Origin of the sequence: Paraburkholderia sacchari (assembly GCF_000785435.2) — a bacterium.
In the GTDB taxonomy this organism is placed as follows: Bacteria; Pseudomonadota; Gammaproteobacteria; order Burkholderiales; family Burkholderiaceae; genus Paraburkholderia; species Paraburkholderia sacchari.
Genome location: NZ_JTDB02000007.1, coordinates 134,370 through 147,154 on the forward strand (window position 1 = coordinate 134,370; position 12,785 = coordinate 147,154).

Below are 12,785 nucleotides of genomic sequence, written 5' to 3' on the forward strand. Positions count from 1 at the left end.
TTACGGCTCCTGACTCGCCTCGATGCGTTGTGTGCTGGCGCGAATGACCAGTTCGAATCCACTATCGACGATGCGCGGTTCCTGCTCGTCCGCCGGTTGCTCCACGCGCTCCATCAGTTCCCGCGCGATACTCAGACCAATCTGCGTTGCGCGCGGCTGAACCGTCGTGAGGGGCGGTACGCATTCTTCACTGAACGGCAGATCGCCGAAACCGGCCACCCGTAGCTGCTGTGGCACCGCAAGGCCGCGCCGCTGCGCTTCGAACAGCACGCCTAGCGCGATCACGTCATTCGAGCAGGCAATCGAATCGACGTCCGGCATGCGCCGCAGGATATCGGCCAACGCATGCGCGCCGGTTTTCGGCGATGCATCGCCAGGCACGTTCTCGATGTGCACGTCGATCCCCGCTTTGAGCATCGACCGGCTGAAGCCTTCGCAACGCTGGTGGGCGCGCACGTCGCTTTTCATGCGCGCGCCGATGAACGCCACGCGCTTCGCGCCGATCTCCAGCATGTGCCGTGCAACCGCCTCGCCGGCTTTGTAGTGCGAAAAGCCGACCTGCAAATCGAAAGGCTGCTCGCCGAGTTCCCACATTTCCGCCACAGGCGCGCGCGCCGAGCGCAGCAAGGTGCGCGTTTCGTCGTCGTGACGGCAGCCCGTGACCACGAGCGCCGTGGGCGACCACGACAAAAAGGTGCGCACGAGATCCGCCTCGCGGCCGGGCTCATATTCGGTTGCGCCGAGCAACAACTGATAACCGTGCCGGTCGAACTCCTTTTGCATCGCAGCGACGGTTGCCGAAAAGAAGGCATTGCCGAGTGACGGCACCACAACGCCGATTGCGCGCGTGCGTGCCGCCGCAAGACTGCCGGCCAGCAGGTTCGGCACGTAGCCGAGCACTTCGATAGCCTGCTTGATGCGCGGCGCGATGCGCGGTGACACCGCATCGGGGTTGCGCAGGAACAATGAAACGGAACTGGCGGACACGCGCGCGCGCGCGGCGACGTCATCCATCGTGACGCGATTCGTGCTGCGCCGGGACCGCGGCATCTTGGCGATCGTTTGGGACATGGATTGCAAGCAGTCGAAAAGGCAGGCGCCACCATCGGCGCGAATCCTATATTGTAATTTGCGCAGCGCAACGAGTCATCTTCTCAGCACTAACCCTGGTATCCATTTCCAAAATCGCAGCGCTATTATTTCGCAGCGCTGTGATTTTGGCGCGAACTCTGGCGCATCGACCTGAACGCTGATCTGACATGTCTTCCTCCGAACCACGCTGTGTCCTCGACCTCCAGGCCCAACTCGGCGAATGCCCGCGCTGGGACGAGCGCGAGCAAGTGCTGTACTGGGTCGATATCCTCGCACCGGCGTTGCACCGCTTCGATCCGGCGACGGGCATCGACAGGGTATTCGCGTTGCCGGAGCACATCGGTTGTTTTGCCTTGCGCGAGGAGGGCGGCTTCATCGCCGGCCTGCGATCGGGCATCTGGACGCTCGACGAAGCCGCACGGCCGCTCCAGCAGCTCTGTGCGAATCCCGAGGACACGCGCACGAGCCGCTTCAACGACGGGCGCTGCGACGCGTTGGGACGCTTTTTCGCCGGCACGATCGACGAGCCGAAAGCGGGTGGCAATGGGCACCTGTACCGGCTCGGCCAGGGGCAACTCGATGTGCTGAGCGCGGGCCTGATGACCTCGAACGGCCTGGCCTTCAGCCCGGATGGCCGCTGGCTCTATCACTCCGACACGCCGCGTTTCACGATTTACCGCTCGCCCTATGACCTCGCGACAGGCGCTTGGGGCGAGCGCGAAGTCTGGGTGCGAATCCAGCCGACGGCCAGCGATCGCGGCCGCCCTGACGGCGCGGCCGTCGACGCGCACGGCTATTACTGGAGCGCGTTCTACGAAGGCGGGCGGGTGGCTCGCTTCGCGCCGGATGGAACGCTCGACGCCGTTTATCCGCTGCCCGTGCGCTGCCCGACCATGTGCGCGTTCGGCGGCGACGATCTGCGTACGCTCTACATCACCACGGCGCGCGCCGGGCGCAGCGCTGAAGAACTGGAACGCGAACCGCTGGCAGGCGGGCTCTTCGCGATGCGCACCGACGTGCCGGGACTGCCCGAGCCGCGCTGGCGCGCATCGGTCTGAATTCACTCTCGATGGAAATGGACATGCTTGATCTAAAGGATTCCGAATTATTGCGCACGCAATGCCTGATCGGCGGCGCATGGCGCGCGGCGCGCGATGGCCGCGTGATCGACGTCACCAACCCGGCGACGGGCGCAGTGATCGCCAGTGTGCCGTCGATGACTGCCGAGGAAACGCGTGAGGCGATCGATGCCGCGCAAGCCGCGCTGCCCGCATGGCGCGCGCTGACGGCGAAAGCCCGCGCGACGCTGCTGCACAAATGGCACGACCTCATGCTCGAACATCAGGACGACCTTGCGCGGCTAATGACGGCTGAGCAAGGCAAACCGCTCGCGGAAGCGAAGGGCGAGATCGCCTTCGCCGCGAGCTTTATCGAATGGTTCGCGGAGGAGGCGCGGCGCGTCGACGGCGACGTAATCGCGACGCCTGCCAGCGACCGCAGGCTTCTGACGATACGTCAGCCGGTTGGCGTGTGCGCGGCCATCACCCCGTGGAATTTTCCCGCGGCGATGCTGACACGCAAGGCGGGTCCCGCATTGGCGGCGGGCTGCACGATGGTGCTCAAGCCCGCGTCGCAGACGCCGTTTTCCGCGCTGGCGCTGGTAGCGCTGGCCGAGCGCGCCGGCATTCCTGCTGGCGTGCTCAATGTCGTGACCGGCGATCCGGGCCCCATTGCCGAAGAGCTCACGGGCAATCCGATTGTGCGCAAGCTGTCGTTCACCGGTTCGACGGGCATCGGCGCGCGTCTGATGGCGCAGGGCGCGCGCCATATCCAGAAGTTGTCGCTGGAGTTGGGCGGCAACGCGCCCTTCATCGTGTTCGACGATGCCGACATTGACGCCGCAGTCGAAGGGGCGTTGATCTCGAAGTACCGCAACGCGGGACAGACGTGCGTTTGCGCGAACCGCTTCTATGTGCAGGCAGGAGTCTACGATGCCTTCGTCGACAAGCTCGCGATGCGCGTACAGGCGCTGCGTTGCGGTGACGGCCGCGAAGCGTCGACGCAGATCGGCCCGTTGATCGACGCACGTGCCTTGTCGAAGGTGGGCGAACTGGTCGCGGATGCCCGCGCGCAAGGCGCAAACGTGCTGTGCGGCGGCGAGCCGCTGGCGCTCGGGGGCGACGGCATCGCGCGCCACTATGCGCCGACCGTGCTCACCCACGTGACGCCCGCGATGCGCGTGGCGCGCGAGGAAATCTTCGGCCCGGTCGCACCCGTCATGCGCTTTAACGATGAAGCCGATGTGATCGCGCTGGCCAATGACACGGAGTTCGGTCTCGCGAGCTACTTTTACACGCGCGACATGGGACGCGTCTGGCGCGTGGCCGAGGCGCTGGAGTTCGGCATGGTCGGCATCAACACCGGGCTGATCTCGACAGCAGAAGCGCCATTTGGCGGCGTCAAGCAGTCCGGGGTCGGGCGTGAAGGGTCCCGATACGGTATCGACGAATATCTGGAAATGAAGTACCTGTGCATGCAGATCGCGTGATGTTCCGACAGAGAAAAGGAAATCCTGCGTAGGACACACTGGAAAAACACGGGCGTTTTCGCACTGAAATCGCAGCGCTGCGAAAATGATGCACGGGTTGCCAACCGGCCCGCTCACACGAAGCCCGAAGACCACGTTCAAGGGACGAGGAGACCATGATTTTCACCATATTGAGTTTTGTTTTTTTCACCGCGCTGGTCGGCTTCGTGTCGTACCTGTTCACGCGGCGCGCGCATGACAAGGGCGCGCGCGGCTATTTCATGGCGAGCGGCGGGCTCACGGGCTGGTTTATCGCCGGCTCGATGATGCTGACCAATCTTTCCGCTGAGCAGATGGTGGGGCTGAATGGCGATGCCTACGCGCACAACCTGTCCGCGATGGCATGGGAGTGCACGGCAGCCGTGGCGACGGTCGCGCTCGCCATGTTCTTTCTGCCGCGCTATCTGCGCGGCGGATTTTCGACCTTGCCGCAATTCCTCGAAGAACGGTTCGATGCCACGACGCGGCGCGTGGTGAGCGCTTTCTTCGTGATCGGCTACATGCTAGTCGCGAATCCGTCGGGCCTGTATCTCGGCGCTATTACGTTCAATCAGGTGTTCGGCGTGCAGGCGCTGTTCGGCACGTCGTACGCGAGCACGATCACGATTCTCGTCTGGATGTCGGGCATTATCGGAGCGCTGTATGCGATCTTCGGCGGGCTGCGCGCGGTGGCCGTCTCCGACACGATCAACGGTGTCGGCCTGCTGATCGCCGGCCTGCTGGTGCCGGTGCTCGGCCTCTTTGCCCTGGGTCACGGCAATTTCCTTACCGGCGTGCACACCATCGTCACGCAGGCGCCCGAGAAGCTGTCCGCCATCGGCGGCCCGCACGACTCCGTTCCGTTCGGCACGTTGTTCACCGGCATGATTTTCGCCAACCTGTTCTACTGGTGCACGAATCAGGCCATCGTGCAGCGCACCTTCGCGGCGAAGAGCCTGGCCGAAGGGCAAAAGGGCGTGCTGCTGTCCGGCATGATGAAACTGCTCGTGCCGCTCATCATGATGATGCCGGGCGTGGTTGCGTACCACTTGTATGCACAGCATCCGCTGGGCCGTCCCGATCTCGCGTACCCGCAACTCGTGACGGACGTGCTGCCGTGGTGGGCCAAGGGCTTTTTCATCGCCGTGCTGTTCGGCACCGTGATGAGCCACTTCAACGCGGTGATCAACAGCACCGCGACGCTGATCGCCTTCGACTTCTATCGCCCTTGGAGGCCCGATGCGAGCGATGAGAAGCTGATCCGCGTCGGCAAGATCGCGAGCGTGGTGATCGCCGTCGTTTCGCTGCTCGTCGCGCCGCTCCTGATGTATGCGCCGGACGGCATCTATACGGTGATGCGCCGCTTCACCGGCTTCTACAACATTCCGATTATCGCGGTCGTGCTGGTGGGCTTCTTCAGCAAGAAGATCGGTGCGTTCCCCGCGAAGATGGTGTTGCTGCTGCACGTGATCGTCTACACGCTCGGCATTCTCGTGTTCCAGTTGGACAAGCGGCTCGACATCAACTTCATCCACATCATGGGCATCTTGTTTGTGTGCGAGGTGACGCTGATGCTGGTGCTCGGTATGCGTCACCGTCGCGTGAAGCCGTATGAGCCTCAATTGCGGCAAACGGGCGATCTCACGCCGTGGCGTCACGCCAGCACGATGAGCGTTTTTCTGATCGCAATGCTGGTGAGCATCTACCTGACGTTCTCGCCGATCGGACTGGCGCGCCACGGTGGTGTGACGATGCAGTACGAAGTCCTGATCGTGCTGACGTGGTGCGCCGCACTCGGGTTGATGGCGCTGTTCCGCCGCAAATCCTCGGCTGCGGGTGCGCTCGGGCGTGCGGCCGGCGAGCCCATCGGACATTGACTGAACGGTTTAAATCCAACCTGAACAGCAAGGGAAAGCTGATGAACTGGCAAACAGAAGCAGGCGGCAAGCTCGTGCTGCGCGTGGCGGGCCGCACGCTCTTCGAACACGCACCGGATGCACCGGCCGTGTTCGTCGGGCACGGCGTCGAAACAATCGATATGTATCGCGGCAATTTCGACATCAGCGACTATGTGGAAGAGCGCATCGCGCTGCGCGACGCACGGCTCACGCTGCTCAATGATGGTTGTGTGCGCATCGAACTGGCGCGCGATGAGCACGCCGCCGCGGAACTGACCATCACCGCCAGTCAATCCACACATGGCGTCCAGCTCGCGCTGTCCACCAGAGGTGAGATCAACCGCCTGTGGTGGCGCGTACCCGCGCTCGAAGACGAGCATGTATGGGGCTGTGGCGAGCAGATGTCGTATTTCGACCTGCGCGGCCGCCATTTTCCGCTGTGGACATCTGAGCCTGGCGTGGGCCGCGACAAGAGCACGTACCTGACGTGGCAGGCCGATACGACTTCGAAGTCGGGCGGCGACTACTACCACACGAACTATCCGCAGCCGACCTTCGTTTCGTCCCTCAAGTACTGTTTGCACGCGCAAACCACGGCCTATGCGGACTTCGACTTCCGTCACCCGCGACGGCACGAACTGCAATTCTGGGCCATTCCAGAGCGGCTCGAATTCCTCCTTGCGGACGACTTCGTTTCGCTCGTCGAACGCATCTCGCAACGCTTCGGCCGCCAGCCGGCCTTGCCCGCATGGGTGATGGACGGCGCGATCCTCGGCCTGAAGAACGGCCGCGAGCATGCGCAGGCGATCATGGAGCAAGGTCGCGCAGCGGGCCTGAAAATCAGCGGACTGTGGTGCGAGGATTGGGTCGGCATCCGGCAAACATCGTTCGGCAAGCGGCTCTTCTGGGACTGGCGCTGGAGCGATTCGCGTTATCCGGACCACGCCGGCTGGGTCAAACAGCTCAACGCCGAAGGTGTGCGCTTTCTCGGCTATGTGAATCCGTACCTGTGCAACGACGGCGTGTTGTACGTCGAAGCCAAAGGGGCCGGATATCTGGCAACGCGAGCGGATGGCAGCGACTATCTCGTCGATTTCGGCGAGTTCGATTGCGGCGTGGTGGATTTCACGAATCCGGCGGCGGCGCGCTGGTTTGAAGAGCGCGTGATCCGCGACGAGATGCTGAACCAGGGTCTCGACGGCTGGATGGCGGACTTCGGCGAATATCTGCCGACCGACGTGACGCTCGCGAACGGCGTTGACGCGAAGCTGATGCACAACGCGTGGCCCACGCTTTGGGCGCATGTCAACGCACGCGCAATCGAAGCGGCGGGGCGTACTGGCGATGCGGTGTTCTTCATGCGCGCGGGCTATACGGGCGTGCAGGCGCATTGCCCGCTATTGTGGGCGGGCGACCAGTCCGTCGACTTCTCGCGGCACGACGGTTTGCAGACGGTGATCTGTGGTGCGCTTTCGTCCGGACTGCTTGGCAATGCGTATCACCATAGCGACATAGGCGGATACACGAGCCTGTTCGGCAATACGCGCACGCCGGAATTGTTCCAGCGCTGGGCGGAAATGGCGGCTTTCACGCCGGTGATGCGCACCCACGAAGGCAACCGTCCAGAGCAGAACTTCCAGTTCTGGCAAGACGAAAGCGTGCTCGCACACTTCGCGCGCATGACACGCGTATTCGTTGCGCTCAAGCCCTACGTGCAAGATCTCGTGGACGAAGCCGCAGCACGAGGTTTGCCGTTGCAGCGGCCATTGTTCCTCCATTACGAACACGACCGTGCAACCTACGCGATCCAGGACCAGTACCTGTATGGGCGCGATCTGCTCGTGGCGCCGGTGCATGCATCCGGTGCGATGCAATGGCGTGTTTATCTGCCGCAAGGCGATGCGTGGACGCATCTGTGGAGCGGCGCGCGCCATGAAGGCGGCCAGCATGTGGAGGTTGCCGCGCCGCCTGGCGAGCCGCCGGTGTTCGTGCGTCATGGCACGGCGCGTGAAGCGCAATTGCTGGCTATTGCGCACGACCTGGCGAAACCCGCGAAACGGGAAGGGGTGTGAGCATGATGTCCTTGCCGCAGCACGTGCTGTTTGCCGGGTGTGTCGCCATCGCGACATTCACGCAAAGCCTGACGGGTTTCGCGTTCGGCCTCGTGCTGCTCGGCTTCGTCGCCGTGTTTCATCTCGCGCCGCTGCCGGTCGCGTCGAATGTCGTCACGATGATGGTGCTGGCCAACGCGGCGATGCTCGTGCGCCGCATCCCCGCGTTGCCGCGCGGTCTCCTTGTGCCTTCGTATGGCAGCAGTCTTGTGGGTGTCGCGGTGGGCGCCGGTCTGCTAGCCTGGCTCTCGGATAACGCCATCGGCGCGTTGCGCTTTACGCTAGGCCTCGCGATTCTCGTGTGCAGCGTCTTGCTCGTGTGGCAGGCGAAGCCGCGCACGCAGATCGCATCGCCCGGCACGTTCGCATTTTATGGCGGCATTTCCGGCGTGATGGGCGGCGTGTTTGCGAGCGCCGGTCCACCGATGGTGTTCCATCTCTATCGGCAGCCCATCGATCGGGTCGTCGTGCGCGACACGCTGGTTCTGCTGTTTGCGATCAACGCGGTGCTGCGCCTGATCATCGTGCTGGCGCAAGGGCGTTTCGATGCGGCATCGGTCGCGTTGAGCCTCGAAGCGTTGCCGGTCGTGCTGACCGTCACGTGGCTCGCACGCCGTTATCCGCCGCGCTGGTCGCCCACGGCGGTTCGGCGCGTAGTGTTCGTGCTGCTCGCAGCCGCCGGAATCAGTCTGGTGGCGCCGGTTGTCACCGGCCTGAATGCGAAGACGAAGCCAACCGTCAGGGTCAGCGCGGCATCCCATCATTCAGGTCATTTCACGGCATAAATATCGTGCAAAAAAAGCTCAAACAACTCAGTGAACTGCGCAGTCAGCGCTGGCTCGCGCCGGACGACATGCGCTCGTTCGCTCATCGCCAACGGCTGCAGCAAATGGGTTTGCGCCGCGAAGAATTCATGTCGCGTCCGGTGATCGGCATCATCAATACCTGGAGCGACCTGTCGCCGTGCCACGCGCATCTGCGTGAGCGCGCGGAGGCGGTCAAGCGCGGCATCCTGCTCGCGGGCGGCATGCCGTTCGAACTTCCGGCCATGTCGCTTGGCGAGGTGATGGTCAAACCAACCACGATGATCTACCGCAACTTTCTCGCGATGGAAACCGAGGAGTTGCTGCGCTCGCTGCCCATCGACGGCGCCGTGCTGATGGGTGGCTGCGACAAGACAACACCGGGATTGCTGATGGGCGCGCTGTCGGCGGACTTGCCCTGCATTTTCGTGCCGGCCGGACCGATGCTCAGCGATCGTCATCGCGGCCAGACCGTTGGCGCGGGAACGCATACAAAGAAGTTCTGGGACGAATACGCAGCAGGAAATATCGAGCAGTCCGAATGGATTTCGCTCGAAGCGCGCATGACGCGCGCACCCGGCACCTGCAATACGATGGGCACGGCGAGCACGATGACCTCGATCGTGGAGGCGATGGGATTCACGCTGCCCGGCGCGACCAGCATCCCGGCGATGGACGCATCGCATACGCGCATGTGCTCGGCGAGCGGCGAGCGCATCGTCGGCATGGTGTGGGAAGACCTGAAGCCTAGCCGCTTCTTTAACCGCCAGTCGGTCGAGAACGGCATCGTCGCCTATATGGCGCTGGGCGGTTCGACGAATGCCGCCATCCATACGATTGCGATTGCGGGACGGGGCAACGTGCCGCTGACGCTCGACGACATCGCGCGCCTCGGCAAGGACATTCCGGTGCTGGCCGACGTGTTCCCGTCCGGCAAGCGGCTGATGGAAGATTTTTATTACGCGGGGGGGCTGCCGGCGTTGCTGAGCGGAGTGAAGCCGCATCTGTCGCTTGATTGCATGACCGTGACGGGCGCGACGCTTGGCGAGAACCTTACGCGCTTCGAGTCCGGCCAGCCTCCACAGGGCGAAGACGCGATCCGTCCGCTGACCGACCCGGTCAGCGAGCGGGGAGCCCTCGCCGTGCTGCGCGGCAATCTCGCGCCAGACGGCGCCGTCATCAAGCCGAGCGCGGCGACCCCGCATCTGATGAAGCATCGCGGCCGCGCGCTCGTGTTCGATTCCGTCGCGCAGATGAACGCGGAGATTCACGACGCCGATCTCGACGTCGACGCAAACACGGTGCTCGTGCTGCGTGGCGGCGGCCCGATCGGGGCGCCCGGTATGCCCGAGTGGGGCAATCTGCCGATCCCGAAGAAGCTGCTTGCTGCCGGCGTGCGCGACATGGTGCGTATTTCCGATGCGCGCATGAGCGGAACGCACTACGGGACCTGCGTGCTGCACGTCGCGCCGGAAGCGGCTGCGGGCGGCCCGCTCGCGCTGATCCGCACGGGCGACACGATCGAACTCGATGTGGAGGCGGGGCGACTCGATGTGCTGCTTTCCGACGAGGAACTCGCGCGCCGCCGCGAACACTGGCAGGCGCCGCCGAAGCCGCGCAAGCGCGGGTATATCCGTCTCTATGTCGAGCAGGTTTCGCAGGCGGACAAGGGGTGCGACTTCGACTTCCTGACGGGCTTCGAAGCGCCCGTCGAACCGCAGATATTCTGATTACAGGACACACACGATGGCCACCGGCATCAATCACGATCCTACGCGCAACACGTTTCGCGACGCACTCAAACAGCCCGCCAATAGCACAATGCGCGCAAAGCCACTCGGTACGTGGCTGATGTCCGGCGCGCCGGCAACCGCGGAAGCATTGGGGCACGCGGGGTTCGACTGGCTACTGGTCGACATGGAGCACGCGCCGCTCGAGTTCACAGACGTGCAGCATCTGCTGCGGGCCGTCGAATGCGGCGGCGCAGCCGCGATCGTCCGCCTCGCGCGCAACGACGCCACGCTAGCCAAGCGTGCGCTCGACATGGGGGCGTCCACGCTGATGTTCCCCTACGTTCAGGACCCCGAAGAGGCGCGCGCTGCGGTTGCTTCGATCAAGTTTCCGCCGCTCGGCACCCGTGGCTTTGCGGCGATGCATCGTGCGAGCCGTTACGGCACGTGGAGCGAGTTCGGCAAGCGCGCGAACGAAGCAACCGCATGCATCGTGCAACTGGAAACACCGGAAGCCGTCGCGCAGCTCGAAGCGATCGCCGCCGTGCCCGGCGTCGATGCGCTTTTCGTCGGTCCTGGCGATCTGTCGGCGGCGATGGGCAAGATCGGTAACCTGGCCGACCCGGAAGTGCGCGCCGTGCTCGCCGATTGCGCGCGTCGTGCGAACGCGATCGGCATGCCGATCGGCATCGTCGGGCCAACGCCCGCGATGGTGCGCGAGTTCATCGACATGGGCTACGACTACGTCGCGATCGCGTCCGATATGGGGATGGTGATGCGTCAGGCCAACGCCTTCATCGCGGAGCTCGATCAGGTGCAGGCGAGCGCGAACGCGGGTGGGCCGTACTGATCATGTCGAGTGCTCCGGAACTGTTCGCGCTGGAGGCCGGCTCATGGCGGGTGCGTGTCGCGCCCTCGCTGGGAGGCGCGATCGTCGATGCGCGCTGGTGTGGACGCGACGTGCTAAGGCCGATGCCGGAGGCGGAATGGCTCGCGCGCAATGTGCGCAAGAGCGCGTGCTATCCGTTGGTGCCGTTTTCGAATCGCATCGCGTTCGGCGCGTTCCGCTTCGGTGACACGCGCTACACGCTCGTGAAGAACCTCGCGGGGATAAACCATGCGATTCACGGCACGGGATTCCAGCGGGCCTGGCAGATCCAGCAGACGCGCGACGCGAATGCCATCGACATGCGGCTATCGCACCAGCCGGATGACCAGTGGCCGTTCGCGTTCGAAGTGCAGCAGCGCATTTCGATCGATGCCGGGGCGCTGGTGCTGAGCCTGCGCGTGACCAACACAGATACGATCGCGGCACCGTGTGGCGTGGGCTGGCATCCGTTCTTTCCGCTCGACACCGAGGCCGGACCGACGTGGCTGCATACCGAATGGAGCGCGATGCTCGTGAGCGACGCAAACGACCTGCCGTGTTCGAGCACGCTCCCGCCGCAGTTCGACGCGCTCGACGACACCGTCGTCGACAACTGCTTTACCGGCTGGAGCCGCAGCGCGCGCATCGATACGCCGCATCATCGCGTGAGCATCGAGGCGAGCGACACGTTGCGCTGTGCCGTGCTTTTCAGGCCAGCAGACCAGAGTTTTTTCGCATTCGAACCGGTGAGCCACGCTAACAACGCGCTCAACGGCATCGAGCCGCCCATGCATGTGCTAGCGCCACACGAGGCGCTCGAAGCGCGTATGACGATTTCGGTGCAGGCGCCGACCGCGGATTCACACAGGAGTGAAGCATGAACACAAACCGTCCGTTTTATCCGGCTCTGGCCGGCCAGGTGGCATTCATATCGGGCGGTGCGTCGGGCATCGGCGAGGCGATTGTCGTAGCGCTCTGGGAGCAGGGGGCGCAAGTCGCTTTCTGCGATCTCGATGAGCATGCCGGCAACGCGTTGTGCGAGCGCCTGAGCAACGCGGCTACGGAAGCGGCTCCGGTCGCGCGTCTGCGTCCGTGGTTCGCGCGCTGCGACGTACGCGATATCGCGGCGTATTGCAGCGTGCTCGATCGTGCCGCGCACACGCTAGGGCCGATTCGCACGCTGGTCAACAACGCGGGCCGCGATACGCGGCACGCCCTCGACGATCTCACTGTCGAGATGTGGAACGAGATGCTGGCCGTCAATCTCACGCATCACGTGTTCGCGACGCAGCGTGTAGCACAAGGTATGCGCGCCGCCGGCGGCGGCTCGATCATCAATCTCGGCTCGATTTCCTGGCTGCGCGGCCGTCCGAATCTGATCGGCTACACGGCGTCGAAGGCGGCCATCACCGGCATCACGCGCACGCTCGCACGCGAGCTCGGCGATGGCGGCATTCGCGTGAACGCGGTGCTTCCCGGCGCCGTTGTCACGCCGCGGCAGACGGAACTGTGGCGCGACCCGAACGCGGACCGGCAGTTTCTTGAGCTGCAGTGCCTGAAGTATCGCGTCGAGCCCGCGCATATCGCGGACTCGGTGCTGTTTCTCGCAAGCCCGCAGGCCGCGGCGATCACCGGACAGAACCTGATCGTCGATGCCGGGCTTGCACAGGTGTCTGTCGTTGGATAGACGGGGGGCGGCCACTCGCGCGCCGCAGTG

The 12,785-nt window shown here is 64.1% G+C and carries 10 protein-coding genes; 9 read left to right on the plus strand and 1 reads right to left on the minus strand.

The window, feature by feature from the left end:
• Complete coding sequence (locus NH14_RS22860; RefSeq protein WP_202031749.1) at nt 1-1,014, minus strand: LacI family DNA-binding transcriptional regulator; 1,014 nt, start codon at nt 1,012-1,014, stop codon at nt 1-3.
• A 245-nt stretch (nt 1,015-1,259) separates the two neighbouring features.
• Between NH14_RS22860 and NH14_RS22865 the strand changes: the two genes are divergently transcribed.
• The 9 genes from NH14_RS22865 (at nt 1,260) to NH14_RS22905 (ending at nt 12,755) form a co-directional block, all read left to right on the plus strand.
• Nucleotides 1,260-2,150, plus strand: a complete 891-nt coding sequence (locus NH14_RS22865; RefSeq protein WP_035525940.1) for an SMP-30/gluconolactonase/LRE family protein — start codon at nt 1,260-1,262, stop codon at nt 2,148-2,150.
• A gap of 17 nt (nt 2,151-2,167) precedes the next feature.
• Nucleotides 2,168-3,640, plus strand: coding sequence for an NAD-dependent succinate-semialdehyde dehydrogenase (locus NH14_RS22870; RefSeq protein WP_237179743.1), 1,473 nt, complete (start codon nt 2,168-2,170; stop codon nt 3,638-3,640).
• Between the two features lie 155 nt (nt 3,641-3,795).
• Nucleotides 3,796-5,535: a solute:sodium symporter family transporter gene (locus tag NH14_RS22875; protein ID WP_052148022.1), complete on the plus strand. Its 1,740-nt coding sequence runs from the start codon at nt 3,796-3,798 to the stop codon at nt 5,533-5,535.
• 41 nt (nt 5,536-5,576) lie between these two features.
• Nucleotides 5,577-7,628, plus strand: coding sequence for an alpha-glucosidase (locus NH14_RS22880; protein ID WP_052148023.1), 2,052 nt, complete (start codon nt 5,577-5,579; stop codon nt 7,626-7,628).
• A gap of 2 nt (nt 7,629-7,630) precedes the next feature.
• Complete coding sequence (locus NH14_RS22885) at nt 7,631-8,452, plus strand: sulfite exporter TauE/SafE family protein (RefSeq protein ID WP_237179744.1); 822 nt, start codon at nt 7,631-7,633, stop codon at nt 8,450-8,452.
• Between the two features lie 5 nt (nt 8,453-8,457).
• The gene (gene araD / locus NH14_RS22890) at nt 8,458-10,200 is read left to right on the plus strand and encodes an L-arabinonate dehydratase (RefSeq protein ID WP_202031765.1); all 1,743 of its coding nucleotides are present in this window, start codon (nt 8,458-8,460) and stop codon (nt 10,198-10,200) included.
• Between the two features lie 16 nt (nt 10,201-10,216).
• The gene (locus NH14_RS22895; protein WP_084225384.1) at nt 10,217-11,050 is read left to right on the plus strand and encodes an HpcH/HpaI aldolase family protein; all 834 of its coding nucleotides are present in this window, start codon (nt 10,217-10,219) and stop codon (nt 11,048-11,050) included.
• Between the two features lie 2 nt (nt 11,051-11,052).
• On the plus strand, nt 11,053-11,949 hold the full coding sequence (locus NH14_RS22900) for an aldose 1-epimerase (protein WP_035525943.1): 897 nt from the start codon (nt 11,053-11,055) through the stop codon (nt 11,947-11,949).
• Nucleotides 11,946-12,755, plus strand: a complete 810-nt coding sequence (locus NH14_RS22905; RefSeq protein ID WP_035525946.1) for an SDR family NAD(P)-dependent oxidoreductase — start codon at nt 11,946-11,948, stop codon at nt 12,753-12,755. The genes NH14_RS22900 and NH14_RS22905 overlap by 4 nt, the downstream gene beginning before the upstream one ends.
• Nucleotides 12,756-12,785: the final 30 nt, after the last annotated feature.